At 61.9% G+C, this 25,891-nt stretch carries 23 protein-coding genes; 18 read left to right on the top strand and 5 right to left on the bottom strand.

Going from position 1 to position 25,891, the window contains the following annotated elements:
• The first annotated feature begins 5 nt into the window (after positions 1–5).
• The 15 genes from ACIPOO_RS21315 (at position 6) to ssuE (ending at position 17,746) form a co-directional block, all read left to right on the top strand.
• The gene (locus tag ACIPOO_RS21315) at positions 6–1,520 is read left to right on the top strand and encodes a lipopolysaccharide biosynthesis protein (protein ID WP_400609623.1); all 1,515 of its coding nucleotides are present in this window, start codon (positions 6–8) and stop codon (positions 1,518–1,520) included.
• A 3-nt stretch (positions 1,521–1,523) separates the two neighbouring features.
• Complete coding sequence (locus ACIPOO_RS21310; protein ID WP_400609621.1) at positions 1,524–2,453, top strand: glycosyltransferase family 2 protein; 930 nt, start codon at positions 1,524–1,526, stop codon at positions 2,451–2,453.
• Positions 2,443–2,895, top strand: a complete 453-nt coding sequence (locus tag ACIPOO_RS21305) for a low molecular weight protein-tyrosine-phosphatase (protein ID WP_274136714.1) — start codon at positions 2,443–2,445, stop codon at positions 2,893–2,895. Before ACIPOO_RS21310 ends, ACIPOO_RS21305 begins: the two co-directional genes overlap by 11 nt.
• Positions 2,896–5,112: a polysaccharide biosynthesis tyrosine autokinase gene (locus tag ACIPOO_RS21300; protein ID WP_274136715.1), complete on the top strand. Its 2,217-nt coding sequence runs from the start codon at positions 2,896–2,898 to the stop codon at positions 5,110–5,112. It abuts the gene before it with no gap.
• 70 nt (positions 5,113–5,182) lie between these two features.
• The gene (locus ACIPOO_RS21295) at positions 5,183–5,983 is read left to right on the top strand and encodes a WbqC family protein (protein ID WP_274136716.1); all 801 of its coding nucleotides are present in this window, start codon (positions 5,183–5,185) and stop codon (positions 5,981–5,983) included.
• A gap of 6 nt (positions 5,984–5,989) precedes the next feature.
• On the top strand, positions 5,990–6,514 hold the full coding sequence (rfaH, locus tag ACIPOO_RS21290; protein WP_400609618.1) for a transcription/translation regulatory transformer protein RfaH: 525 nt from the start codon (positions 5,990–5,992) through the stop codon (positions 6,512–6,514).
• Positions 6,515–6,719: 205 nt separating this feature from the next.
• On the top strand, positions 6,720–7,721 hold the full coding sequence (locus ACIPOO_RS21285) for a glycosyltransferase (protein WP_274133504.1): 1,002 nt from the start codon (positions 6,720–6,722) through the stop codon (positions 7,719–7,721).
• Positions 7,718–8,971, top strand: coding sequence for a glycosyltransferase family 4 protein (locus ACIPOO_RS21280; RefSeq protein WP_274133505.1), 1,254 nt, complete (start codon positions 7,718–7,720; stop codon positions 8,969–8,971). Before ACIPOO_RS21285 ends, ACIPOO_RS21280 begins: the two co-directional genes overlap by 4 nt.
• A 104-nt stretch (positions 8,972–9,075) precedes the next feature.
• Entirely contained in the window at positions 9,076–10,398 is a 1,323-nt protein-coding gene (locus ACIPOO_RS21275) for a hypothetical protein (protein WP_274133506.1), read from the top strand.
• A gap of 186 nt (positions 10,399–10,584) precedes the next feature.
• The gene (locus ACIPOO_RS21270; protein ID WP_400609615.1) at positions 10,585–11,712 is read left to right on the top strand and encodes a glycosyltransferase family 4 protein; all 1,128 of its coding nucleotides are present in this window, start codon (positions 10,585–10,587) and stop codon (positions 11,710–11,712) included.
• 9 nt (positions 11,713–11,721) lie between these two features.
• Positions 11,722–12,762: an acyltransferase family protein gene (locus ACIPOO_RS21265; RefSeq protein WP_400609613.1), complete on the top strand. Its 1,041-nt coding sequence runs from the start codon at positions 11,722–11,724 to the stop codon at positions 12,760–12,762.
• Positions 12,763–12,853: 91 nt separating this feature from the next.
• Positions 12,854–14,086 (top strand): glycosyltransferase family 4 protein, encoded by a 1,233-nt coding sequence (locus ACIPOO_RS21260; RefSeq protein ID WP_400609611.1) that lies wholly within the window; start codon positions 12,854–12,856, stop codon positions 14,084–14,086.
• A gap of 13 nt (positions 14,087–14,099) precedes the next feature.
• On the top strand, positions 14,100–15,512 hold the full coding sequence (locus tag ACIPOO_RS21255) for an undecaprenyl-phosphate glucose phosphotransferase (protein WP_274133510.1): 1,413 nt from the start codon (positions 14,100–14,102) through the stop codon (positions 15,510–15,512).
• Between the two features lie 180 nt (positions 15,513–15,692).
• On the top strand, positions 15,693–16,775 hold the full coding sequence (locus ACIPOO_RS21250) for a polysaccharide biosynthesis/export family protein (protein WP_274133511.1): 1,083 nt from the start codon (positions 15,693–15,695) through the stop codon (positions 16,773–16,775).
• A 389-nt stretch (positions 16,776–17,164) separates the two neighbouring features.
• A complete protein-coding gene (gene ssuE / locus ACIPOO_RS21245; RefSeq protein WP_400609608.1) occupies positions 17,165–17,746 on the top strand; it encodes an NADPH-dependent FMN reductase in 582 nt (193 codons plus the stop codon).
• A gap of 141 nt (positions 17,747–17,887) precedes the next feature.
• On the opposite strand, the gene ACIPOO_RS21240 is transcribed toward ssuE, so the two are convergent.
• The 4 genes from ACIPOO_RS21240 to ACIPOO_RS21225 all read right to left on the bottom strand — a co-directional run bounded on the left by ACIPOO_RS21240 (position 17,888) and on the right by ACIPOO_RS21225 (position 21,761).
• Complete coding sequence (locus tag ACIPOO_RS21240; RefSeq protein WP_400609638.1) at positions 17,888–18,493, bottom strand: LysE family translocator; 606 nt, start codon at positions 18,491–18,493, stop codon at positions 17,888–17,890.
• Between the two features lie 143 nt (positions 18,494–18,636).
• Entirely contained in the window at positions 18,637–18,912 is a 276-nt protein-coding gene (locus ACIPOO_RS21235) for a hypothetical protein (protein ID WP_400609606.1), read from the bottom strand.
• A 333-nt stretch (positions 18,913–19,245) separates the two neighbouring features.
• On the bottom strand, positions 19,246–20,616 hold the full coding sequence (locus ACIPOO_RS21230) for a gluconate:H+ symporter (protein WP_274133514.1): 1,371 nt from the start codon (positions 20,614–20,616) through the stop codon (positions 19,246–19,248).
• A 257-nt stretch (positions 20,617–20,873) separates the two neighbouring features.
• On the bottom strand, positions 20,874–21,761 hold the full coding sequence (locus tag ACIPOO_RS21225) for a LysR family transcriptional regulator (protein ID WP_400609604.1): 888 nt from the start codon (positions 21,759–21,761) through the stop codon (positions 20,874–20,876).
• Between the two features lie 130 nt (positions 21,762–21,891).
• Here ACIPOO_RS21225 and ACIPOO_RS21220 point away from each other — a divergent pair, with 130 nt between their 5' ends.
• From ACIPOO_RS21220 to ACIPOO_RS21210, 3 genes are all read left to right on the top strand, one after another.
• Entirely contained in the window at positions 21,892–22,593 is a 702-nt protein-coding gene (locus ACIPOO_RS21220) for a CoA transferase subunit A (protein ID WP_274133516.1), read from the top strand.
• Positions 22,594–22,643: 50 nt separating this feature from the next.
• Positions 22,644–23,300, top strand: coding sequence for a CoA transferase subunit B (locus ACIPOO_RS21215; RefSeq protein WP_274133517.1), 657 nt, complete (start codon positions 22,644–22,646; stop codon positions 23,298–23,300).
• Between the two features lie 259 nt (positions 23,301–23,559).
• Complete coding sequence (locus tag ACIPOO_RS21210) at positions 23,560–24,978, top strand: short-chain fatty acid transporter (protein ID WP_274133518.1); 1,419 nt, start codon at positions 23,560–23,562, stop codon at positions 24,976–24,978.
• A gap of 143 nt (positions 24,979–25,121) precedes the next feature.
• On the opposite strand, the gene ACIPOO_RS21205 is transcribed toward ACIPOO_RS21210, so the two are convergent.
• On the bottom strand, positions 25,122–25,832 hold the full coding sequence (locus tag ACIPOO_RS21205; protein ID WP_400609601.1) for a CTP synthase: 711 nt from the start codon (positions 25,830–25,832) through the stop codon (positions 25,122–25,124).
• Between the last annotated feature and the right edge of the window lie 59 nt (positions 25,833–25,891).

Genomic DNA, 25,891 nt, shown 5'->3' with positions numbered 1-25,891 from the left:
GGATCATGCAGAACAGGCGCTCAGTCATACGCAACACTGCGTTGAGCTATGCGGGACAGGCCTACGCGTTGCTGGTGGGAATCCTGATCATGCCCTTTTACCTTGGCCACATGGGTGCCGAGGCGTACGGGCTGATCGGGTTCTTCTCGGTGCTGCAAGCCTGGTTGCAACTGCTGGATGCCGGGCTATCGCCGAGCCTGGTGCGGGCCGTGGCCCATCAGCAGGCCAGCGACAGGCTGGACTACTTCTCCGGCCGGTTGCTGCGCTCCTTCGAGCTGATCTTCCTGCCGCTGTCCAGCCTCTGCTGCCTGGCGATGTACCTGGGCAGCGACTGGATCGCCGTGCACTGGCTCAACGCCAAGGCCCTGTCGACCGAGACGCTGGTGCAGTGCATCAGCCTGATGGGCATCGTGGTCGCGCTGCGCCTGTTTGCCACCCTCTATAAAAGCGGGATTCAAGGCCTTGAGCAGCACGCCTGGCTGAACACCGCCAACGTGGTCATCGCCACGCTGCGTTATTTCGGCGGTCTGCTGCTGGTGAGCACGATTTCCAGCGACCCGGTCACGTTCTTCGAGTTTCAGGTGCTGGTCGGGCTGGTCGAGACGCTGATCTTCGCGGTCCGCGCCTACCGGCAGATGCCGACGCCGTCCTGGCTGACCGGCTTCGACTGGCATCTGGTCAAGCCGATCATCCCGTTCGCGGCGGGCATGTCCGGCACCGCAGTGCTGTGGATCGTGCTGACCCAGATTGACAAGGTGTTGCTCTCCAAGCTGTTGCCGCTCAACGAGTACGGGTATTTCTCACTGGTGGCGCTGGTGGCCACCGGCATCCTGATGTTGAGCAACCCGCTGGCCCAGACGCTGCTGCCAAGGCTGACGGTGCTGATGGCCGAGGGCCGGCGCGATGACATGCACAACCTGTTTCTGGCAGCCAACCGCTTCGTCTGCACCTTTCTGTTTCCGCTGGCGGCACTGATTGCCCTGCACCCCTACGACATGATCTACGCCTGGTCCGGCGATCAGGTGGCGGCCCAGTGGAGCCGCTCGATCCTGCCGTGGTACTCGCTGGGCAGCGCCATCATGGCGATGAGCGCGTTTCAGTTCTACCTGCAATACGCCTATGGGCAGATGCGCCTGCATGTCTGGTACAGCGTCGTTTCCACAGTGGTCACGGTGCCTGTGATGTTGCTGGCGATTCATTACCAGGGCGCGCTGGGTGCTGCCATCGCCTGGTTCGTCCTGCGGCTGGTGTCGTTCGCTATCTGGCCTGCAATCGTGCATCAGCGCCTGGCCCCGGGGATTCACGGCCAATGGCTGCGCGACACCCTGCGCATCAGCGTGATGACCGCCGCAGGCCTTGCGATCAGCGAGCCGGTGCTGCGCCTGATCGCCAGCGACAACCGTTTCAACACGTTCATGGGTCTGGCCGCCAGCGGCCTGATCACGCTGATGGTGGTAGCCGCTAGCTACAAGCCACTGGTGACGAAGATTTCCGTCTTGTTCAGCAAACCGAGTATTTGAGCCATGGATGCTTCCAGCAATAAGGCGAATGTTTCGCCCGCCAATACCCCTCTGGTCAGCATCGTCTGCCCGGCCTACAACCAGGAAGCATACATCGCCCAGGCGCTGGATGGCTTCCTGATGCAACAGACCACCTTCGATTTCGAAATCCTGGTCAACGACGACGCGTCCACCGACGCCACTGCCCGCATCATTGCCGACTACGCCGCGCGTTACCCGACGTTGATCCGCACCTTCTTCCACGAGACGAACCAGTTTTCGCAGGGCAAGTCATCGGTTCCCGGCCTCTTCGGCCAGGCCCGTGGCCGCTACATCGCCTATTGCGAAGGTGACGATTACTGGACCGACCCGCGCAAACTGCAGATCCAGGTGGACTTTCTCGAAAGCCACCCCGATTACGTGCTGACTTACCACGACGCCATTCCCTTCGATACCAACGGCCAGTACGGCATCCAGCTGCAAGGCAAGCTGCGCGGCGATGCCTCGGCGCTGGAACTGCAGAAGACCCGGCCGATTTCGACGCTGACCACGGTGTTTCGCAACGTCTTCGACTCGCTGCCCAAGGAACTGGTGGCCGCGCCGCTCAACGACCTGGTCTGGTGGTCGCTGCTGGGCGCCTACGGGAAGGGCAAGTTCATGGCCCAGATCAAGCCCGCAGCGTACCGCCTGCATCTGGGCGGGATCTTCTCCATGCGTTCGAGCAAGCGAAAGCTGCACATGGCGCTGCAGACATCCGGCGCCCTGGCCAACTACTACCACCGCCTGGGCAACCAGGAACTCTATGAGCACTTTCTGATGGAAATGGTCGGTTACTCGCTGTCGGCAATCACCCCGCAGCGCAAGATCCTGACGCTGCTGCAGGTGGCCCGCAATTTCAGCCTCAACATCAGCAAGCGACTGATGACGACCTTCAGCAAAGGCCATGTTCAGTAACGTCCTGGTGGTCTGCGTCGGCAACATCTGTCGCAGCCCCATGGCCGAAGCCATGCTCCGACAACGCGTGCAGAACCCCGGCATCGCGATCACGTCGGCTGGCACCCACGCCATGCTCAGCTCAACCATGGACCCCCTCGCCCGTGCCGTGCTGCAAGTCAACGGCGTGGAGGCCCACCGCCATCGTAGCCGGCAAATGGTCCGGCAGATGCTCTACGACGCGGACCTGATTCTGCTGATGGAACACCGGCAGACGCAAAGCGTGCTCAAGCTCGCGCCCGAAGTACGTGGCAAGACGTTTCTGATAGGCAAGTGGCAACAGGACATGGAAATAGCCGATCCCTATCGGCGCCCGAAATTAGCCTTTGAACAGACCTACGAGCTTCTCTCGCGTTGCGTCGACGACTGGCTTCCTTATCTTCAGTCAGGAGAACCGAGATAAATGACCGCTATGAACCGTACTTCCCTGGACGAAGTCCAGGACTCCCGGATCGATCTGGCGACTATCCTGCGCACGCTTTTCGACCACAAGGGAATGATTGCGTCGATCATGGGCGTCTGCATCCTGCTGGGGCTGACCTACGCGATCCTCGCCACGCCTATCTTCCAGGCCAACGCCATGATCCAGATCGAGCCGAAGAAAATCGGCATCGAGGGGCGCACCGAAATCAGCAGCAAGCCGCTGTCGGTGTCCCAGGCGACCACCGAGATCGAGCTGATCAAATCCCGTGCGGTGCTGGGCAAAGTGGTCGACGACCTCAAGCTCTACATCATCCAGAAGCCCAAGTATGTACCGGGCCTGGGCGGCTACATGGCGCGCCACTTCAAGCCCGATCACGAGGGTGACCTGGCCGCGCCGCTGTTCGGCCTGGACAGCTACGCCTGGGGCGGCGAGAAGATCGACATCTTCCAGCTCGAAGTGCCCGAAGCGCTACTCGGCGACAAGCTGAGCATGGTGGTGGACAAGCCAGACACTTTCAGCCTGTACGACAGCGACCACAACAAGCTGCTCAGCGGCCCGGTCGGCCAGACGGTGGAAGGCAGCGGCGTGAAGATCCAGGTGGCGGCGCTCAACGGGCGTCCCGGCACCGAGTTCACGGTGATTCGCCAACGTCCGCTGACCGCGGCACTGGACTACCAGGATCGCCTGAAAATCCTCGAGGCCGGCAAGGACTCCGGGATCGTCTACCTGTCGATCCAGGACCCGGACCCGGCCAAGGCCAAGCGCATCCTCAACGAAGTCAGCCGCCTGTACGTGCGTCAGAACGTCGAGCGCAGTTCGGCCGAAGCCGCCCAGCGCCTCGAGTTCCTGCGTTCGCAGTTGCCGGCAGTGCGCAAACAGCTGGAACAGTCGGAAATTGCCCTAAACAATTTCCAGACCAGCGCCAAGTCGGTGGACCTGAGCGTGGAAACCAAGTCGGTGCTCGATCAGGTGGTCAAGCTGGAAGGCACGCTGTCTGACCTGAAGATGAAACGGGTCGATGTCGAACGCCTGTACACCCCGGAGCACCCGACCTATCGCGGCCTGATGACCCAGATCGGCCAGGTCGAAGCGCAGAAAGCGGCGCTGCTGAAGAAAATCGAAACCCTGCCCGCGACCCAGCAGGAGCTGCTGCGCCTGACCCGTGACATGCAGGTGACTTCGCAGACCTACACCCTGTTGCTGGACAAGAGCCAGGAGCAGGACATTCTGCGGGCAGGCAGCATCGGCAACGTGCGCATCATCGACAACGCCGACGCCAACGTCGAAGAGCCGGTCAAGCCGATGCGCAAGATCATCGTGCTGGTCGCCGCCCTCGCCGGCCTGTTGCTGGCCGTCGGCGCGGTGTTCGTCCGCCAGGCCTTCTATCGCGGCGTGGACAACCCCGACGTGATCGAGAACCTGGGCATGCCGGTGTATGCGTCGCTGCCGTTCTCGCGCCAGCAGGAACGCATGGACAAGAGCAACCAGAGCCGTGGCGGCAGCAAGGAGCCCCGCCTGCTCAGTGTCAGCGCGCCAACGGAACTGGCGATCGAGTCCCTGCGCAGCCTGCGCACCAGCCTGCACTTCGCGATGCTGGAAGCGCGCAACAACGTGCTGATGATCTCCAGCCCGACCCCGGGCGTGGGCAAATCGTTCGTCTCCAGCAACCTGGCGGTGATCATTGCCCAGACCGGCAAGCGCGTGCTGTTGATCGATGCCGACATGCGCCGTGGCTACCTGCACAAGACGTTCAACCTGACGCCCAAGCACGGCCTGTCCGACACCCTGGCCGCGCGGTTGAAGAGCAAGGAAGTGATCAACCACACCGAGGTGCGCAACCTGGACTTCATCTCCTGCGGTTTCGCGGCGCCCAACCCCTCGGAGCTGTTGATGCATGACAACTTCAACAAGTTGATCACCGACCTGTCGCCGCTGTACGACCTGGTGATCGTCGACACCCCTCCAATCCTGGCCGTCACTGACGCCACGCTGGTAGGGCGCCAGTCGGGCACCTGCCTGCTGGTCACCCGCTTCGGCCTCTCCACTGCCAAGGAGATCGAAGCGAGCAAACGTCGACTGATGCACAACGGCATCCTGATCAAGGGTGCGATTTTCAACGGTGTACTGCGCAAGGCCTCGACCGCCGATTACGACTGCGCAGCCTACGGCTACGACTACACCACGGTTCGCAAGTGAACCCTGGGGCAGGACCTGCCACCCGATCAATCCGGCCCTAGAGCCAGAGACACTATCACAGGAGATACAAATGGCCCGGACCATAGCAATGATGCAGCCCTACCTGTTTCCCTACCTGGGTTACTTTCAGCTGATAGCTGCCGCAGATGTCTTCGTCCTGGGCGATGATCTGCAATACATTCGATCCGGTTGGGTCAACCGCAACCGGATCCTGAGCAACGGCGAGGCGAAACTGATCACCTTTCCATTGAAAAAGGACCGTTTCGAGCTGCCGATCAACCAGCGCCAGCTGTGCGACAACTTCACCAGCGAAGGGGAACGCCTGCTGCGTCAGATCTCGCAGAACTACCAGAAGGCGCCCTACTTCGCCCAGGTGATGCCGCTGATCGAGCGTCTGGTCCGTTTCCCCCAGCAGAACATCGCGCTGTATGCCGAACATGCGATTCGCGAGCTGTGCGCCTACCTGCACATCGTCACCCCGATCATGCGCGGGTCCGACCTTGACGTGGGCACGCCCACCGACAAACAGGATCGTGTGATTCGCATCGTGCAGACCTTCGCCGCGACCACCTTCATCAACCCTGAAGGCGGTTCGGTGCTCTACGACCGCGCGCTGTTTGCCGAGAACGGGCTGAAGGTTCATTTCTTCCGGATGGATCCGGTGGTCTACCGGCAGTTCAAGCATCCCTTCGTCGCAAACCTGTCTATTATCGATGTGCTCATGTTCAACTGCGTCGAGCAGATCCAGCAAATGCTTAACAGCTTCACCCTGGACAAGGGCGAAGAGCCGCAAGGCAAAGGTTTTCTGTTTGAGATACTCAATCACCCGAACGTAGTAACGGCGGGTCAGAACCGGATGGCAATGGAGTGAAGGATTATGTCTCAGATCGATTGCAGTTCCAGCAACCTTGCACGCTGGTATCTGATCCAGACCAAGCCACGCCAGGAAGGGCGCGCCGAGGAGCATCTGCAGCGTCAGAGCTTCGAATGCTATCGCCCGGTCAAGCGCACTGAAAAGAAACGCGGCTCGCGCGCAGCCACCGAAGAGGAGCTGTTCCCCGGCTACCTGTTCATTCGCATGGATCAGACCCACGACAACTGGTACCCGATCCGCTCCACTCGCGGTGTCGCGCGGATCGTGACCTTCGGCGGGATGCCGATTCCGGTCAAGGACGAGCTGATCGAGCAGATCCGCGACCGCCTGCTGGCGCCGCCGCCCAAGGTCACCTTTGAACAGGGTGAGGCGGTGCGTATCACGGCTGACGGGTTCAACGACATCGAGGCGATCTTCCTCGCCGCCGATGGCGACGAACGCGCGGTGATCCTGCTCAACCTGCTGCACCGCGAACAGAAAGTGACCCTGCCGGTCAGCAGCCTGTCGCGGATGGAAGCGCGGGCCTGACCGATTGATCGCCTTTTACCCTTGGATCGATTGATCGCCGCTTGCCTGTAGGAGCGCGCTCGCCCGCGACTGCGATTTCTGCGCGCCATAGGTGTGTCTGACACACCGCCGTCGCGGGCAAGCGCGCTCCTACCGATCTCATTTCGAATGTACTGCGGGGCTGATGCTTTCAGCCTCTTGAACCCTCTTCGCCCGGAAACTCACCATGACCCGAAAAACGACGTTGGTGACGCTCACCTATGGTGACCGTTTCAATTACCTGCACACGCTCGTCAGCCGTTCGCTGGAAAGCCCGCTGATCGACCGCGTGATTATCGTCAGCAATGCATCGACCGCGCCGCTGGAAACCCTGCGCCGCACCTGGCCCGACGAGGTCAGCGTCATCTACCTGCACCAGAACACCGGCTCCGCCCGTGGCTACTCGGTGGGGATCCAAGCTGCGCTGGACGCTGGCGCCGAACACATCTGGCTGATGGACGACGACAACGCGCCGACCATCAACGCCATCGCCACGCTGCACGAAGTGCTTGAAGAGCGCAAAGCCGTGGATGGCGATGAAAAGGCCGCAGTGCTGGGTTTCCGCCCCACTCACCAGGCCGACATCGCCGCTGGCGTGCCGAAGCGCTTCGCCATTCAGCGTCGCTCCAGCTTCTTCGGGTTTCACATCGCGCAGTTGCCTTACAAGATCTGGCGTCGCTTGCCCTGGGGCGCGCCGCAACGCTCCCAGGACAAGATGGGCATGGTGCAACTGCCGTTCGCCACCTACGGCGGCCTGCTCGCCCACCGCAACCTGTACCGCAAGATCGGCCTGCCGCTGGACGCCCTGCTGCTGTACGCAGACGACAGCGAATACACCTGGCGCATCACTGCAGGTGGCGGGCGGATCTTCCTGGTGCCCGATGCGGTGCTCGATGACCTGGAGAACTCCTGGAATATCAAGGCGCGCACCAACAACATCTACGAGAGCTTCCTGCTGGGCGGCTCGGACCTGCGCGCCTATTACGGAGCGCGCAACCAGGCCTGGTTCGACAAGAACGTCTGGGCCAATTCGTCGCTGCTCTACAGCCTCAACCGCTGGGTGTTCTTCCGGCTGCTGCGGCTGATCGCCAAGCGGCGCGGCGCCGAAGAGCGCTTGAATCTGATCGAAAAAGCCATCCGTGACGGTGAGTCCGGCGTATTGGGTCTGAATCAGTCGTATCCACTATGAAAATACTGTTCATCAGCAGCCTGTATTCACCTCACATCGGCGGCGGCGCGGAGATCATTCTCCAGCGCACCGTCGAAGGCCTGCAACAACGCGGCTGCCAGGTCAGCGTGCTGGTGACAGGACCCGACGCGGGCCTGGCGACCGAAATGGTCAACGGGGTCAAGGTGTACCGCGCAGGGCTTCACAACTTCTACTGGCAGTTCGGCGCCAAGCGTCCGGGGCGGCTTCTGCGCCTGGGCTGGCACCTGCGCGACCGCTACAACGGCGCCATGCGCAGCTACGTGCGCCAGGTGATAAAAAGCGAAGAGCCGCAACTGGTGGTGTGCCACAACCTGGCCGGATGGTCGGTGTCGGTGTGGGACGAGATCACCGCCGCCGGGTTGCCCATCGTTCAGGTACTGCATGACATGTACCTGATGTGCCCCAGCAGCAACATGTTCAAGCGCGGCCACTGCTGCCAGCAGCAATGCAGCAGTTGCCAGTCGTTCCGCAAGGGCCATGACCTGCGCTCGGCGCAGGTGTCGGCGGTGGTCGGTGTCAGCCAGTTCATTCTGGAGAAACTGCAGAAGCGCGGTTACTTCAGCGCGGCCAAAGGCTACGTCGTGCACAACGCCAGCCCCTATGCCCAGGTGTACAACTCGCCGAACAAGCAGCGCCAGCTCGACCCGTCGATGAAGCATGCGCCGCTGCGTTTCGGATATATGGGCACCCTGTCCGAGCAGAAAGGCGTACGCTGGCTCATCGAACAATTTCAGCGCCTGCCCTTCGACGCCACCCTGCAGATCGCCGGGCGCGGCCAGCCGGACGACGAGGCTGCCTTCAAGGCTCTGGTCACTTCGCCGAACGTCAGTTTCGTCGGGTACCAGAAACCTGAAGCGTTTTACAGCCAGATCGACGTCGCTGTCGTGCCGTCGCTGTGGAACGAGCCTTTCGGCCTGGTCGCCGTCGAAGCCTGCGCCCATTCGGTGCCAGTGATCGCCAGCCGCATGGGCGGGTTGCCGGAAATCATCCAGGACCCGCTCAACGGTCTGCTGTGCCGGCCCGATGACCCCGATTCGCTGGGCCACGCGATGCTGCGCCTGCATCAGCAACCAGACCTGCTGGCTCGCCTGAGCAGTCAGGCGCGGGTCAGCGTTGCGGCGCTGTTGAACCTTGAGCTGATGCTCGACAGTTACGAGAGCATCTTCGACCAGACCCTGCTGGATAACATTACGCACCGTGACGCGACGGTCTTGCCTCATACAGTTTGAAGACGTGCGGACCCGGTCCTGACCGGGTGCCGCTTTCATTTGCCAACGGCCCGAGACCTACCTGAGCAAGCGCTCCGGACCGTGCCTCTTCATTGAGACAAGCCATGCCCATCACGCGCCTGACGAGGTTACGACGCCCCTTACTGGCGATGCTGCTGGGTCTGTTCATCAGCTGCACAGGCTTTGCCGATGAATCGTTCATCATCGGGGTCGATACCCACCTGATGAATAAGAACTCGACCTCGGCCAAGGCCTTGCAGTTGCTCGAAGCTGCGGGGGTGGACTCGGTGCGCGACGATGCGTACTGGTCCAGCGCCGAGCCCCGACGGGGCTTGATGAGGATCGAACCGGCCTGGCAGGCCTATCTGAGCAAGGCCCAGGAGCACCATCTGCGGCCCTTGCTGGTGCTGGGCTACGGCAACCCGTTCTACGACAACTATGCAAAACCGCGCAAACCGAATGTCCGTGATGCCTACGCCAACTACGTGAGTTTCGTCACCCGCCAGCTCACCGACAGCGTGGATTTCTACGAAATCTGGAACGAGTGGGACAAGGAAAACCCCGTCGACCCGACCTTCGCCCAGGACTACAGCATCCTGGTCGAGGAAGCGGCCAGGCGCATTCGCACCAACCAGCGGCCCATGGTGATCCTGGCCGGGGCCGTCACCAGCCAGGGGATGGACCTGGGGTTCGCCGACCGGCTGGTGGAATCCGGGATTCTGAATCATGTCGACGGCCTGTCGCTGCATCCCTATGTGCATTGCCGCTCGGATGAACGCAACACCCCGGAAAACTGGATCGCCTGGTTGCGCAGGATCAACGAGGACCTCAAGGAAAAGACCCGCAACAAGACCGAAGTGCCGCTCTACCTGACGGAGATGGGCTGGCCCAGCAACGAAGGCCGCTGCGGCGGTGACGAAAAGACCCAGGCGGCCTTTCTCGCCCGCAGCTTCTTTCTGGCCCAGACAATGCCCAACATCAAGGGCATGTGGTGGAACGGCCTGCTCAACGATGGCCCTGACGGCACCGACCCGGAGCAGAACTTCGGGCTGCTCAACCAGGACCTGAGCATCAAGCAGGCGTACCTGACGCTCAAGGCGATCAGTCCGACGCTGCATCAGTTTCGTTTCGACGCCGAGAAGAGCCGCGAAATCGACTCGCAGTACCTGCTGCGCTTCGCCCGTGGATCGGACCAGATCATGGTCGCCTGGACGGCCGGGCTGCCACGCACGATCAAGGTCGATTCCAGCAGTGTGCTGCGCGGCAACGTGCAATACATCGACACCCGGGAGCCGCAGAACGGCCAGGTCGACAGCGGCATCCCGTGGAATTGCAATGAGGGGCGCTGCTCGGCGCAAGTACCGATCGACGAGTTTCCGAAAATCATCACCCTGGGCACACGCCCGGCGTTGTTTGCCTTGCCCTGATTCGCTTCCGCCATTTCCCGTAGCAGCACGGCTTGCCGGCGGGTGCGGTGGATCAGTGACCCATCCATCGCCTGACACACCGCTCCCGCCGGCAAGCCGTGCTGCTACGGGAGAACGTGTTCAGACGATTTTGCTTCACCCGCACGGACTTCACGACTTATTCATCTCTTCAACAGGTCGCCCACAATGATTGTGATCAATGCACGTTTTCTCACCCAGGAATTGCGTGGCGTCCAGCGCTTCGCGGAACAGACCTGTCTGGCACTCAAGCAGTTGCGCGACGACGTGGTGTTCGTCGCGCCTCACGGCATCAAGATGCACGACAGCGCCAAGGCGCTGGACGTGCAATGCATCGGTCGCCACGGCGGCCATCTGTGGGAGCAACTGGACCTGCCGCTCTACCTGCGCAGGCAGGGCAGCCCGCTGCTGGTTTCGTTGTGCAGCACCGCGCCGCTGATGTACGGCAATCAGATCGCGACCCACCATGACGTCACCTATGTGCGTCACCCGGAAAGCTACACGCGCCTGTTCCGCCTGCTGTACCGGACCATGACGCCGATCATGCTGTCGCGCATCAAGTCGCTGCTGACCGTGAGCAACTTTTCCAAGGGAGAGATTTCGCAGTTCTACAACTACCCGGAAAAGAAGATCTTCGTGGTGCCCAATGCCGTGAGCGGCGATTTCCAGCCGGGGCCACCGCTCAAGGACAGCCCCGAGTACCTGCTGGCCGTGTCATCACCCAGCGCCCACAAGAACTTCAGCCGCATGATTCAGGCGTTCCTGATGCTGCGTGACCACGACGACCTGCAACTGCATATTGTGGGTGGCGCCAGCGACGTGTTTGCCGATGACCACCTGCAACGCCTGGCCAGCCGCGACTCGCGCATCAAGTTCCTGGGCCGCCTGAGCGACGAAGAACTGATCGCGCAGTACCAGGGCGCGACCGCTTTCGTGTTCCCTTCGCTGTACGAAGGCTTCGGCATTCCGCCCCTGGAGGCACAGGCCTGCGGTTGCCCGGTGCTGGCGGCGAACGCGGCGTCGATTCCGGAAGTGCTGCAAGCCAGCGCCCTGTATTTCGATCCGCTGGACGTGACCCACATGGCTTCGGCCATGGAGCGCATCCTCACTGACCTGCCGCTGCGCCAGTCCTTGCGCCGCCGCGGCCTGAACAACGTGGCGCGGTTTTCCTGGGAAGAATCGGCGCGGCGGGTTTCGCACCGTATCGATGTGCTGCTCAACCAGTCACGCGACCGTCGCGCCAGCCCGGCAACGGGCACCGATGCCCTGCGTCGTGAATCGTCCAGCAAGCTGTGAGGCACGCTCATGAAACGTTTGGCCTATCTCGACGCGCTGCGTGGTATCGCCGCCTTGATGGTGGTGTTCACACACCTGTATCTGCCGATCGTGGGGCATGTCTGGGTCTTCGACGCACTGATCGACCCCGGCAAGCTGGGGGTGCTGTGGTTCTTCATGATCAGCGGGGTGGTCATCCCCTACAGCCTCAAGCCCGGCCCTGACGGCGCGCAGCGGTTCCTGGTGTCGCGCTTCATGCGCCTGTATCCGGCGTACTGGCTGTCACTGCTGGTGTTCGTGCTGATGCTCAAGCTGAGCGGCGAGCTGCTGCCGTCGCTGGCCCAGGTGGTCGCCAACCTGACCATGATCCAGGCGGCCCTGGGTTTTGATGACGTGATCGGGCTGTACTGGACGCTGTTCATCGAGCTTGTGTTCTACGGCCTGTGCCTTGCGCTGTTCATCGGCGGCAAGCTCTACGACCAGACCTTTCGCGCGCGCTGCTCGCTGGTGTTTCTGCTGGTGGCGCTGGCGATGGGCATCGTGCGCGCCCTGACCGACCGCAAGTTGCCGGTGGCCCTGCCGCTGGCCTTGTCGCTGATGTTCTTCGGCTCGGTCTGGCGCCAGTGGCTTCTGGCCGAACACAGCAGGCAGTTGACCCGCAACCTGACCATGCTGCTGATCGCCTTCGCCGTACTGCTGCCGCCCACGCTGGTCATGGCCTACAGCAAGGACATGGGCACCGGTGAAACCTGGGGCCGCTACTGCTTCACCTATGCAGTGGCTATTACCAGCTTTCTGCTGCTCACGCGCAGCGTACGCCTGGACCACCCGGCGCTGGTCTGGCTGGGCGCGGTGAGTTACTCGCTGTACCTGCTGCACCCGACCATGGGCATGCTCGCCCAATGGTTGCTCGAACCTACCGGCGCACCGGCGCTGGTGGTCGCGGTATTCGCCACGGTGCTGACCCTGGGCGCCGCGCACCTGTGCTTTCACTACATCGAACACCCGTTCATTCAACTTGGAAAACGACTCAATAATCGCAAGGCAGGGACGCAGCCGCTGAGTATCTGAAGTCAGCCTGCGCAAACACAAACGCTTGAGGTCCGCGCGAGCTTCGCTCGACGTGCGGGGCCTTTCAACGCCGTTAATGCAGAGAACTCCAATGAAAATCGCAATCGTCCACGACTGGCTGGTGACGTACGCCGGTGCCGAAAGGGTTTTGGCATCGTTGATCAATATCTGGCCCGAGGCGGATCTGTTTTCCGTCATCGATTTCCTCAGCGATCAGGACCGCGCCCAACTGGGCGGCAAAGTGGCGACCACCACCTTCATCCAGCGCCTGCCCAAGGCCAGGACCCACTACCAGCGCTACCTTCCGTTGATGCCGATGGCCATCGAGCAACTGGACCTGTCCGGCTACGACCTGATCATCAGCAGCAGCCACGCGGTGGCCAAAGGCGTGCTGTGCGGCCCGGACCAGTTGCACGTGAGCTACGTGCACTCGCCGATCCGCTACGCCTGGGACCTGCAACACCAGTACCTGCGCGAAGCCAACCTGAGCACCGGCATGAAAGGCAAGGTGGCGCGCATGATCCTGCACTACATGCGCATGTGGGATCAGCGCACGGCCGCAGGCGTGGATGACTTCATCGCCAACTCGCATTTCATCGGCGCGCGCATCACCAAGGCCTACCGCCGCGAATCCACGGTGATCTATCCGCCCGTCGACACCCGTGGCTTCACCCTGCAGGAACACAAGCAGGACTATTACTTCACCGCGTCGCGCATGGTGCCCTACAAGCGCATGCCGATGATCGTCGAAGCCTTCGCCGCCATGCCAGACAAACGTCTGGTGATGGTCGGCGACGGCCCGGAAATGGAAAAGGCCCGCGCCGCTGCGGCCCACGCCCCCAACATCCAGCTGCTGGGCTACCAGCCGTTCAGCGTGTTGCAGGAGCACATGCGCAACGCCCGCGCCTTTGTCTTCGCCGCCGAGGAAGACTTCGGCATCAGCCCGGTGGAAGCCCAGGCCTGCGGCACCCCGGTGATCGCCTTTGGCAAGGGTGGCGTGCTGGAAACCGTCTGCGGCCTGGACCATGCGCAACCCACCGGGGTGCTGTATCCCGAGCAGAGCGTGGCGTCGCTGATCGAAGCGGTGCAGATCTTCGAGACCTACAGCCCGCGCATCACTGCCCAGGCCTGCCGTGCCAACGCCGAGCGCTTCAGCCAGGCGCGTTTCGAGCAGGAGATGCGTCAGTTCGTCGACCTGCGCCTGAGCGCCGCGCGGGAGAAACGCCAGCCGCCGGTCGCAAGGCCGGCACCGGCTGCTCAAGTCACCCAAACCGTGGCACCCAACGAGCTTTGCGCCCGCGTTGTTCCGATCAAATCCGTCTGAGCGAGCACCTGACATGAGCACACCTCTTCGCGGCATCTTGCACGCGCATCAATCATCACTGTCGGTCGCTCATCGTTTGCTCGACCTGGCCGTCATCATGCTGTGCGGCTACGGCGTCAACCTGCTGTCCGACGCAGGCATGAGCACCGAAATCTGGATGCAGATCCTGCTGGCCGCCGTGGCCTTCCACTGGTTGGCCGAATACCACCAGTTGTACGGTTCATGGCGTGGCGAACGGATCCTGCGCGAACTGCTCAAGGTCGCCAATTACTGGGGACTGGCCTTCGTGCTGTTGCTGTTCGTGGACTACATGCTGCTCAAGCCGGCGAACCTGGCCGATAACAGCCAGATGGCCTGGTTCGCCTCGGTGCTGGTGGCGCTGTGCGGTTATCGCCTGGCGATCCGCAGCCTGCTGCACAGCTTTCGCGCCCGGGGCTTCAACACCCGTCGGGTGGCGATTGTCGGCACCGGCCACTGTGGCGAACGCCTGGCGATGTCCATCGAGAGCGCACCCTGGATGGGCCTCAACCTGCTGGGTTTCTATGACGAAAATCCGGAGCAGATGGACCTTGCGCAGATTGGCCGGCGGATCCCGGTGATCGGCGATCTGGACCAGCTGATCAACGATGCCCGCGACGGCAAGATCGACAAGGTCTACATCACCCTCACCCTGGGTGCCCAGGCCCGCCTGCAGGAACTGATCAAGGGCCTGAGCGACACCACGGCCTCGGTCTACGTGATCCCGGACGTGTTCATGTTCGAGTTGCTGCATGCCCGCAGCGAAAGCATCAACGGCCTGCCGAGCATCAGCATTTTCGACTCGCCCATGGACGGCGCCTGGAGCGTGGTCAAGCGCATCGAGGACATCGTGCTGTCGAGCCTGATCCTGGCCATGATCGCCCTGCCCCTGATGCTGATTGCCCTGGCGATCAAGTTCACCTCCAAGGGCCCTGTGCTGTTTCGCCAGCGCCGCTACGGCCTGGACGGGCGACCGATCATGGTCTGGAAATTCCGCAGCATGAGCGTCCAGGAAAACGGCGACGTGGTGACCCAGGCCACGCGCAACGACAGCCGCATCACGCCGCTGGGCGCCTTCCTGCGGCGCACCTCGCTGGACGAGTTGCCGCAGTTCTTCAATGTGCTGCGCGGCGAGATGTCCATCGTCGGCCCGCGCCCCCACGCCGTGGCGCACAACGAGCAATACCGCAAGCAGGTGTCGGGCTACATGCTCCGGCACAAGGTCAAGCCGGGCATCACCGGCTGGGCACAGATCAACGGCTGGCGTGGCGAGACCGACACGCTGGACAAGATGCAGAAACGCGTGGAATTCGACCTGCAGTACATCGAGCACTGGTCGGTCTGGCTGGACTTGAAAATCATCCTGCTGACGCTCTTCAAAGGCTTCGTCAACAAGAACGCTTTCTAACGATGAAAAAAGAAAAGAAGGGTCTGCCAATAACAACAACTATGGCCGTTGGCTACTAAGCTCGGCAGGAGGTCCGTGAGTGTATGAGCGATTGAAATCCGATGTTCGGTGTAAGTAAGGGATGCAACGAAATCACTGCGGTGCCAGTGCGCACCATTTAGGATTAGAAGGAACATACATATGAAAGTAACGTTAGCGGTAGTGCTGCTTTCCAGTCTGATTTTGCAAGGCTGCGCATTCGCCCCCGGCCAGTACATGTCCCTCGACGATGTAACCGACAAAGACCCGGACGGCCCCGCGGTCACCCTCGTCAATATCACCCCCGCGACCCTGGCCCAACAGCAGAAATCCGCCGCCGCCCTGGCCAAGCCATTGCCACCTGAACTGTTGACCTACAAGACACCCGAGTACGTGGTCGGGCCGGGCGATGCCCTGCTGGTCACCGTATTCGAACACCCTGAACTGACCGCCCCGGGCTCCCAGGAGCAACTGGACGCCAACAGCCGGGAAGTGCTGAACGACGGCACTGTGTTCTTCCCGTATGTCGGTCGTATCCAGGCGGCGGGCAAGACCGTATCGCAGATCCGTGAACAACTGCGCATGGGTTTGCTGCCGCAATACACCGAGGTCAAGGTCGACGTCAAAGTGCTGCGCTACAACAGCCAGCGCGTGCTGCTGTCCGGTGCCTTCAAGACGCCGGGCACCCAGCCGATCACCAACATTCCGCTGAGCCTGGTGCAGGCCATCAGCCAGGCAGGTCTTGACCTCACCGACGCCAACCTCGCAGGCCTGACCCTGCGTCGCGACGGCAAGGACTACGTGATCGACGTCGACTCGCTCAACCGCAAGGACTCGCAACTGAGCAAGATCTTCCTCAAGGACGGCGACTACCTGCACCTCAACAGCAACTCGAAGAACAAGATCTACGTGCTAGGCGAAGTTCAACGCCCTCAGGTGATCTCCTTCAGCACCACCAGCGTGACGCTGCTCGAAGCGCTGGGCAGCTCCGGTGGCCTGAGCCCTGACTCGGCGGACGGTAATGCGGTGTACGTGATTCGCGCCCAGGATGCGACCCACTCGGCCACCGTGTATCACCTGAGCGCCAAGAAGCCGACCAGTTTCGCACTGGCCAAGGGCTTTGAGCTGGCGGCCCAGGACGTGGTGTTTGTCGGCCCTGCCAACATCACCCGTTGGAGCCGTTATGTAAGTCAGCTGCTGGGTTCCAACAACATCATCCAGACCGGTGCGATGTTCAGGAACTAAGAAGCGCAAACAAAAATCCTCGCAGTGGCCGGCTGCGGGGATTTTTTTTGCCTGAAAAACACTCCACCTGTAGGAGCGCGCTTGCCCGCGACGGCGTTCTGTCAGGCACTTTGATGGTGAATGAACCGACGCCGTCGCGGGCAAGCGCGCTCCTACAACGCAAGTCAGGTGTTGCTCCAGCAACAGCGCATCAACAATTCCTGCGATTTACTGCACGCACTCAGGCACCGGCCTGCTCGCCCTCCCCCGACCATGCGGGGCTTTGCCACACTGGCACGCATGCTGCTTTGAACGCAGTACAGGGTCTATCCGCCCATTTCAATCGCGTGGTACGCGGCCTGTACGGTGCCTTTGCGCACCTCGGGTGACTGACCCCAAGGAATCAGAACATGCTGGTGGTTTCAATTTCAGGCAGCCCATCGACCCGCTCGCGTTCGGGGGTGGTGCTCAAGCACGCCGCGCAGTGGCTGAGCGATCATGGCGTGGACGTCAAGACGGTGCGCATCCAGGATTTCAACGCCGAAGACCTGCTGTATGCGCGGTTCGACAGCCCCGCCGTGATCGCCTTTATCGAGGCAGTGGCCAAGTCCGATGGTTTGCTGATCGGCACGCCGGTGTACAAGGCTTCGTTTTCCGGCGCGCTGAAAACCCTGCTTGACCTGCTCCCGGAGCGCTCGCTGCACGGCAAGGTGGTGCTGCCATTGGCAACCGGCGGCAGCATCGCACACATGCTGGCAGTGGACTACGCCCTCAAGCCGGTGTTGTCGGCCCTCAAATGCCAGGAAGTGCTGCACGGGGTATTCGCCATCGACAGCCAGATCAGCTACGGCGAAGGTGAACTTGGCGGCGAGCTGGACGAGCTGCTGACCCAGCGCCTGCACGACGGGCTGGATCATTTCCTCCTCGGCCTGCAACACCGCACCAATGCCCGGCACAAGGAAGCGGGCGGGCATTTGAAGCTGGCGTTGTAAGCCTTTGAGCGCACTGGATTTAGGTTCCAGTGCGCCGACCCCGTAGCAGCACGGCTTGCCGGCGGGAGCGGTGTGACTGTGACGAATAAGTCGCCTGACACACCGCCCCCGCCGGCAAGCCGTGCTGCTACGGGAAGCGGATCAGTGTTCCAGCAGCGGATACAGCGACAGCACCAACAACGCCGCCATCACCCCGTTGAACACCCGCAGCCACAGCGGATCGCGCAGCACGTTGCGCAACAGGCTGCCGAACCCCGCCCACATGCTCACCGCAGGCAGGTTGACGATGCCGAACACCAGGGCAATCACCGCCACGTTGGTGAAGTAGCCATTCATGGGCGTGTAGGTGCTGATCGCGCCGACCGCCATCACCCAGGCCTTCGGGTTGACCCACTGGAACGCTGCCGCGCCCAGGTAGCTCATCGGCTTGCCCTTGCTCTCGTCACTGTCCTTGGCAGGACCTGAGGTTGCGATCTTGTACGCCAGGTACAACAGATACGCCGCGCCCGCATAACGCAGGATGGTGTAGAGCACCGGATACGCCTTGAACACCGCGCCCAGGCCGAAGCCGACCGCCAGCACCATCAACGCGAAACCGCAACTGATGCCGAGCATGTGGGGGATGGTGCGGTTGAAACCGAAGTTCACCCCCGAGGACAACAGCATGGTGTTGTTCGGACCTGGGGTGATCGATGACACAAAGGCGAAGAGGATGAAGGCAAGCAAGAGGTCGGCAGTCAGCATGATGCAGGTCCAGGATGTGTTTTGATTTTCTGCCTGCCACGCTATCGAAAGCACGGCGCAAAACACATGGACAGTGAGGCTGACTTTTACCCGTACAGTTTCATGATATTCGTGTCACTCATGAAAGTGTTATCAAACCACCTGGCTCAACCCTGACGCGCTTTCGAGGGGGCGCTGATCTCGGCGTTCACTTCGCCGCGGGTGTCGAATTCGTGGGCTTGCTGCATTTGAGGCTGGGCCATCAACTGCGCCTTGCGGGCCTGGTAATCGTCGTAGGACAGGCCGCGACGGTTGAGGTCTTCGAGGGCCAACTGATGGGTTTCTTCAGCGGTGTAAGGGCGAAGTTCAGGATGATTGCCAGCGGCACAGCCAGAAACGACAGCGACTGAAAGCAACAGGGCGAGGGCAAGAAGACGGTTCATGGGAGCCTCCATTCGGCTCGTTTCTGGAATGAAGCCAAGGCTACGCCTGGGCCCTTTCCAGCAGAAATCAGTCGTCTTGATAGTCGCTATCGGCGGATGAAACAGTCTTCAGATTCGTAGGAGCGCGCTTGCCCGCGACGGCGGCGTGTCAGTCACCATGGATGTGTATGACCTACCGCGGTCGCGGGCAAGCGCGCTCCTACAGGGTGACAATCCAGTCCCGTAGCAGCACGGCTTGCCGGCGGGAGCGGCGTGTCAGTCACCATGGATGTGTATGACCCACCGCGGTCGCGGGCAAGCGCGCTCCTACAGGGTGACGAACCCGTAACTATCTCAAACCAGCCAATGCCACAGCAGCGACGTACCGATCAGCCCGACCACCGAGACGATGGTCTGCAGCACCGACCACACCCAGATCGTCTGCTTGAGCTGCAGCCCGAAGTACTCGCGCACCATCCAGAAGCCTGCGTCGTTGACGTGGCAGAAGAACACGGAACCGGCGCCGATCACCAGCGCCACCAGCGACGCTTCAACCGGCGCAAGACCGGCCATCATTGGCGCGAGGATGCCTGCGGTGGTGGTGGTCGCCACCGTCGCCGAACCGGTTGCCTGACGCAGCGCCACGGCGATCAGCCAGGCCAGCAACAGGTACGGCATGTGCGCCCCTTCGGCCACTTTACTGATGGTCTGGCTGACACCGGCATCCAGCAGCGTCTGCTTCAGGCCGCCACCGGCACCGATGGTCAGCAGCAACACGGCGATCGGCGCCAGACTCTTGCGCAGCGTGCCACCGACCTGCTCGCGGGAAATGCCATTGGCCCAGCCCAGGCAAACCGTGGCCGCCAGCACCGCGATACCCAGCGCTACCAGCGGCTCACCGAGGAATTTCAGGGTCAGCGCAACGTTGCTCTCAGGCTCCATCGCCACCTTGGCCAGGGTACTGCCCAGCATCAGGATCACTGGCAGCAGGATGATCAGCAGCGAAATGCCGAACCCCGGCTGACGCGCAGCACTGGATTTGGCCGAGAACAGCTCACCCAATTCGGCCGGCGCTTCGATGTGCAGGCGTTTGGACAGCCAGTTGCCGTACAGGGGACCGGCAAGGATCACCGCTGGCACCGCAACACACAGGCCCAGCAACATGGTCAGCCCAAGATCGGCGTGCAACGCGCTGACCGCAATCAGCGGCCCCGGATGCGGAGGCATCAGGGCGTGCAGGGTGGTCATGCCCGCCAGCGCCGGAATGGCGATCTTCAACAGCGGCAGGTTCGACTGGCGCGCCATGACGAAGATGATCGGCACCATCATCACCAGGCCCACCTCGAAGAACAGCGGCAGCCCGATGACCATCGCCACCAGGGCCATGACCCACGGCAGCGTCCGGCCCTTGCCCAGCCCCAGCAGCGTCGATGCGATGCGGTCCGCCGCGCCGGATTCGGCCATCAGGGCACCCAGCATCGCACCCAGCGCGATGATGATGCCGGCCTCTCCGAGGATCCCGCCCGCGCCTTTGCTGAAGGCCTTTGCAACCGCCTCCGCTGGCAGCCCTGCACCTATCCCTGCGATGAAAGTACCCACCAGAATCGACAGAAACGGCGGAAGTTTGGTGGCGCTGATCAGCACGATAATCGTGGCAATGGCGATCAGGCAGCAGATGATGAGCCGGGTGTCGTGGAACACCCAGGCAGCAGACGACAAATCCAAGCGGAACCCCTTATCGTTCGATTCTTATTGAAGGATGATCTGAAACAATTTGTTTCAGATGGCCGAACGATACCGGATGCGGCAAGACGTCGCAGTGATTTTTTAACAGAAACTGGCCGAAAAGCCCTGCCATTCATCCATTCATCTAAATGAATAGCGTCCGATACTGTAGGAGCGCGCTTGCCCGCGACGGCGGTGTGCCAGCACCAGGGATGTGTCTGGCCCACCGCTGTCGCCGGCAAGCGCGCTCCTACAGATCAAGCGGTTCTAGAACACTCGATTAACACATCGCGCAATGCCTGCGCCGCCGCCGACAATTTGTGATCGGCCAGGGTCATCAGGCCGATCCTGCGCTCGATGCGCGGCCCTTCCAGGGCAATGCAACGGGCGCCCAGCTCTTCCATCTGCTGAATGCACAACGAGGGCACCGCGCTCACCCCCAGGCCGTTGGCGACCATGCGCCCCACGGTCGACAACTGATGGCTTTCGAACGCCACTGATAATTTGCCGTGCTGGGTCTGCAGGTCCTGCTCCAGCAGCAGGCGCACTGCCGACGGCCGTTGCAGGGTGATGAAGTCGTGATGCAGCAGCTCGTCCCAGGTCACTTCGCCCTGCTCGGCCAAGGGCGAATCCACCGGCACGACGGCCACGAAGCGGTCCATGTAGAACGGCGTAAAGCTCAGGTTGTTGCTGGACTCCGGTTCAAAGCCGATGCCCAGTTCCACCCGCCTGTGATCCACCAGTTCCAGCACCTGCTCGTTGATGACGTCGTGCACCGCCACGTTGACCCTCGGGTAGCGCTCGCGGAACACCTTGAGCGCCACCGGCAGCAGGTTGCCGGCGAACGACGGCATGGCGGCAATCGATACCTTGCCCGTCTGCAGAGTGAAGCGCTGGCGCAGCAGTTCTTCGGCGTTGTCCCAGTCCGCCAGCAGTTGCCGGGCCAGCGGCAACAGCGTCTCGCCTTCCGGCGTCAGGCTGACGCTGCGGGTGGTGCGGGTCAGCAACTGCCCGCCCAGGTCCTCTTCCAGCGCCTTGATGGTCAGGCTCAGCGCCGGTTGTGACAGGTGCAGCCGCTCACCGGCCTGAGCAAAGCTCAGACACTGGGCCACCGCGAGAAACGCCCGAAGGTGTTTAACGTTCATTTATTTATAGAACTTATGAATTCATGAAAAAAACAAAATTAACAAATCACTGAGGGAGAGAGAAGATGCGGTGAACGCTTTCCGACACGCCCTTGTCGGACACAACTACAAAGAAGGCGGAGATCGCACCATGGCCGGACTCGACAAACGAGTAGCAACGTACGAAGAGGCCCTCGCCGGGCTGACCGACAACATGACTGTACTGGCGGGCGGTTTCGGCCTGTGCGGTATCCCCGAAAACCTCATCGCCCACATCAAGCGCATGGGCGTGAAGGGTCTGACGGTGGTCTCCAACAACTGCGGCGTCGACGGTTTCGGCCTGGGCATCCTGCTGGAAGACCGGCAGATCCGCAAAATGATCGCCTCCTACGTCGGCGAGAACAAACTGTTCGAGGAGCAGCTGCTCAACGGCCAGCTGGAAGTCGAACTCACCCCCCAAGGCACCCTGGCCGAGAAAATGCGCGCAGGCGGTGCCGGCATCCCCGCGTTCTACACCGCCACCGGCTACGGCACCCCTGTCGCCGAAGGCAAGGAAACCCGCCAGTTCAACGGCCGCAACGTGATCCTGGAAGAAGCCATCACCGGCGACTTCGCCATCGTCAAGGGCTGGAAAGCCGACCATTTCGGCAACGTGGTCTACCGCCACACCGCGCAGAACTTCAACCCGGTTGCCGCCACCGCAGGCAAGATCACCGTGGTCGAGGTCGAGGAAATCGTCGAGCCGGGCGTGTTGCTGCCGACTGAAATCCACACCCCCGGCATCTATGTCGATCGGGTGATCCTGGGCACCTTCGAGAAACGCATCGAGCAGCGCACCGTCAGAAAAGCCTGACGCACCCCATCCGACATGGGCCACCGAACAGAATAAAAGAGACCCAAGACATGGCACTCTCCCGCGAACAAATGGCACAGCGCGTTGCGCGCGAATTGCAAGACGGCTTCTACGTGAACCTGGGCATCGGCATTCCGACCCTGGTCGCCAACTACGTCCCGGACGGCATCGACGTGATGCTGCAATCGGAAAACGGCCTGCTGGGCATGGGCGCGTTTCCTACCGAGGAAACCATCGATGCCGACATGATCAACGCCGGCAAACAGACCGTGACCGCCCGCGTCGGCGCCTCGATCTTCTCCTCGGCCGAATCCTTCGCCATGATCCGTGGCGGTCATGTGGACCTGACCGTGCTGGGCGCCTTCGAGGTCGATGTCGAGGGCAACATCGCCTCGTGGATGATCCCCGGCAAGCTGGTCAAAGGCATGGGCGGCGCGATGGACCTGGTGGCCGGTGCCGACAACATCATCGTCACCATGACCCACGCTTCGAAGGACGGCGAGTCCAAGCTGCTGTCGCGCTGCAGCCTGCCGCTGACCGGCGCCGGCTGCATCAAGAAGGTGCTGACTGATCTGGCCTACCTGGAAATCGAGAACGGCGCCTTCATCCTGCGCGAAACCGCGCCGGGCGTGAGCATCGAAGAGATCGTCGCCAAGACCGCCGGCAAGCTGATCGTGCCAGACGATGTGGTCGAGATGACGTTCTGATGAGTTCAGTTTCCCTGTAGGAGCGCTTGCCCGCGACGGCGCAGGTAGATTCAATATCTGCTTAGCTGACACACCGTCATCGCGGGCAAGCGCGCTCCTACAGAGAGCGCGCCTCCCGGATGTAACACCGCTATGCCAACCTGCCCCTTCAGCAATGAAGGGGCATTGCCGTATCTGGCGCGGCACCTTTTTCTGCATCACCGCCAACACATAAAAACAACTTAAACAGCACCTAAAATAACTCCAAGAGGTACAACACGTGGCCGCCGATATCGAAGAAAGCCGCTCCGCCCGATTTGCCCTGCGCTGCGCCAAATGGGCCGAGCGCTGGTTCCCTGACTCCTGGGTGTTCGCCGCCCTGGCCGTGGTCATCGTCACCCTGGCGACCCTGGTCATCGGCGCCAAACCCGCCGACACCGCCAAGGCCTTCGGCGATGGATTCTGGAGCCTGATCCCGTTCACCATGCAGATGGCCTTCGTGGTCATCGGCGGCTATGTCGTCGCCAGCTCCCCACCCGCCGTGAAGCTGATCGACCGCCTGGCACGCATTCCGAAAAACGGACGCTCGGCCGTGGCCTGGGTCGCGCTGATTTCCATGGTCGCGTCGCTGCTCAACTGGGGCCTGTCGCTGGTGTTCGGCGGCTTGCTGGTGCGGGCACTGGCCCGTCGCACGGACCTGAAAATGGACTACCGCGCCGCCGGCGCCGCTGCCTATCTGGGCCTGGGCGCTGTCTGGGCACTGGGCCTGTCGTCGTCGGCTGCGCAACTGCAAGCCAACCCGGCCAGCCTGCCGCCGTCGATCCTGGCGATCACCGGGATGATCCCGTTCACCCAGACCATCTTCCTCTGGCAATCGGGCGTCATGCTGCTGGCGCTGGTGGTGGTCTCGATCATCGTCGCCTACGCCACTGCGCCCGGCCCGAACAGCGCCCGTGAAGCCAAGGATTGCGGCGTCGACCCTGCGTTCAGCATGCCACCCCTGCCACCGCGCACTCGCCCTGGCGAGTGGCTGGAATACAGTCCGCTGTTGATCATTCTGATGGTCGTGCTGGCCTCCGGCTGGCTGTACAACGAGTTCACCACCAAGCCTGCGATCACCGCCATTTCCGGCCTGAACACCTATAACTTCCTGTTCATCATGGTTGGCGCATTGCTGCACTGGCGCCCACGCAGCTTCCTGGATGCCGTGGCCCGCGCCGTGCCCACCACCACGGGCGTGTTGATCCAGTTCCCGCTGTACGGCTCGATTGCCGCCCTGTTGACCACCGTCAAGGGCGGCGATGCGCAGACCGTCGCGCACCACATCTCGACCTTCTTCACCAGCATCGCGTCCCATGACACCTATGCGCTGCTGATGGGCGTGTATTCGGCGATCCTCGGCTTCTTCATTCCATCGGGTGGCGGCAAGTGGATCATCGAGGCGCCGTATGTGATGCAAGTGGCCAATGACCTGAAGTATCACCTGGGCTGGGCAGTGCAGATCTACAACGCTGCAGAAGCCCTGCCGAACCTGATCAACCCGTTCTACATGCTGCCGCTGCTGGGCGTGCTGGGCTTGAAGGCGCGGGACCTGATCGGCTTCTCCTTCGTGCAATTGCTGGTGCACACCCCGCTGGTGCTGTTCCTGCTGTGGGCACTGGGCACCACCCTGGCGTACCTGCCGCCAGTGATGCCGTAACCGCCCCCAGACTTGTGGGAGCGGGCTTGCCCGCGAAGGTGGTGGCCCAGCCACCGCCAGTGCGTCAGGTCCGACGCATTCGCGGGCGAGCCCGCTCCCACGGCCTTCGGCCAGAAGCAGCCGAAACCTAGTATGGAAGCCGGTTACATTCGCAGCGCCGTGCAGGCGCTGACGAACGCCTTGACCAAAGGCGGTGTGGTGCCCTCAAGCGCGGCGCGCTCAGGCTGGAACAGCGTGGCGACGAAGAACGGATGCCCTTCCAGCTCCATCGCCCGAATCTCGCCTTCCGGATCGTAGCCGCTTATCTTCAGCGGACCGGCAAACACCTCTTTCTCAAGCGCCTTGCGCAGGCCGTAGCGGCAACGGTAGCGCTCCTGGGTCTGCTCGCTGCCGTAGGCTCTGGCGATGCGCGAACCGGGCACCAGCCGAATCGGCGCGAACGCCTCCACCAGCGAACAACTGAGTTCGGTGATGATCGCTTGCTGCGAATCCGGCGCGGTCTCGGCGTGTTCGGCATCGGTCCAGCCTAGGCAATTGCGCGCGTATTCCAGCAGTGCGTGTTGAAACCCGCCGCAGGTGCCCAGAAACGGCACCTTCTGTTCGCGGGCGAAACGGATCGCGGTCAACGCACCGTTCATGTCCCGATAGGGACTGGCGGGCACACACCAGATGCCGTCGAATGACTTGAGAACTTCGCCGCTGCCCACGTCCGGTGTCGGCAACCAGTCGAACTCGACGACAACCCCTGTCTCTCCCGCCACTCGGTCCAGCGCCACCGGAATGGCCAGGTGGGCGGCCACCTGCGGGTCGTAGTCACCTACCAATACGATGCGAATTGCCTGTTTGTCTTGCATGTCTGCTCCCTGAAATCAAAACGCTTTGCTGAACGTGCGACGGCGACTATAAGCTTGTG

The organism is Pseudomonas sp. NPDC090201, assembly GCF_044746825.1.
GTDB lineage: Bacteria > Pseudomonadota > Gammaproteobacteria > Pseudomonadales > Pseudomonadaceae > Aquipseudomonas > Aquipseudomonas putida_AD.
Note: the sequence above shows the minus strand (reverse complement) of the source record. Positions and strands in the feature narration are given on the sequence as shown.

Excerpts from the sequence above, each read along its gene's own strand:
- ACIPOO_RS21315 (WP_400609623.1), top strand. The coding sequence starts at position 6 with ATGCAGAACAGGCGCTCAGTCATACGCAACACTGCGTTGAGCTATGCG.
- ACIPOO_RS21310 (WP_400609621.1), top strand. The coding sequence starts at position 1,524 with ATGGATGCTTCCAGCAATAAGGCGAATGTTTCGCCCGCCAATACCCCT.
- ACIPOO_RS21305 (WP_274136714.1), top strand. The coding sequence starts at position 2,443 with ATGTTCAGTAACGTCCTGGTGGTCTGCGTCGGCAACATCTGTCGCAGC.
- ACIPOO_RS21300 (WP_274136715.1), top strand. The coding sequence starts at position 2,896 with ATGACCGCTATGAACCGTACTTCCCTGGACGAAGTCCAGGACTCCCGG.
- ACIPOO_RS21295 (WP_274136716.1), top strand. The coding sequence starts at position 5,183 with ATGGCCCGGACCATAGCAATGATGCAGCCCTACCTGTTTCCCTACCTG.
- rfaH (WP_400609618.1), top strand. The coding sequence starts at position 5,990 with ATGTCTCAGATCGATTGCAGTTCCAGCAACCTTGCACGCTGGTATCTG.
- ACIPOO_RS21285 (WP_274133504.1), top strand. The coding sequence starts at position 6,720 with ATGACCCGAAAAACGACGTTGGTGACGCTCACCTATGGTGACCGTTTC.
- ACIPOO_RS21280 (WP_274133505.1), top strand. The coding sequence starts at position 7,718 with ATGAAAATACTGTTCATCAGCAGCCTGTATTCACCTCACATCGGCGGC.
- ACIPOO_RS21275 (WP_274133506.1), top strand. The coding sequence starts at position 9,076 with ATGCCCATCACGCGCCTGACGAGGTTACGACGCCCCTTACTGGCGATG.
- ACIPOO_RS21270 (WP_400609615.1), top strand. The coding sequence starts at position 10,585 with ATGATTGTGATCAATGCACGTTTTCTCACCCAGGAATTGCGTGGCGTC.
- ACIPOO_RS21265 (WP_400609613.1), top strand. The coding sequence starts at position 11,722 with ATGAAACGTTTGGCCTATCTCGACGCGCTGCGTGGTATCGCCGCCTTG.
- ACIPOO_RS21260 (WP_400609611.1), top strand. The coding sequence starts at position 12,854 with ATGAAAATCGCAATCGTCCACGACTGGCTGGTGACGTACGCCGGTGCC.
- ACIPOO_RS21255 (WP_274133510.1), top strand. The coding sequence starts at position 14,100 with ATGAGCACACCTCTTCGCGGCATCTTGCACGCGCATCAATCATCACTG.
- ACIPOO_RS21250 (WP_274133511.1), top strand. The coding sequence starts at position 15,693 with ATGAAAGTAACGTTAGCGGTAGTGCTGCTTTCCAGTCTGATTTTGCAA.
- ssuE (WP_400609608.1), top strand. The coding sequence starts at position 17,165 with ATGCTGGTGGTTTCAATTTCAGGCAGCCCATCGACCCGCTCGCGTTCG.
- ACIPOO_RS21235 (WP_400609606.1), bottom strand. The coding sequence starts at position 18,912 with ATGAACCGTCTTCTTGCCCTCGCCCTGTTGCTTTCAGTCGCTGTCGTT.
- ACIPOO_RS21225 (WP_400609604.1), bottom strand. The coding sequence starts at position 21,761 with ATGAACGTTAAACACCTTCGGGCGTTTCTCGCGGTGGCCCAGTGTCTG.
- ACIPOO_RS21220 (WP_274133516.1), top strand. The coding sequence starts at position 21,892 with ATGGCCGGACTCGACAAACGAGTAGCAACGTACGAAGAGGCCCTCGCC.
- ACIPOO_RS21215 (WP_274133517.1), top strand. The coding sequence starts at position 22,644 with ATGGCACTCTCCCGCGAACAAATGGCACAGCGCGTTGCGCGCGAATTG.
- ACIPOO_RS21205 (WP_400609601.1), bottom strand. The coding sequence starts at position 25,832 with ATGCAAGACAAACAGGCAATTCGCATCGTATTGGTAGGTGACTACGAC.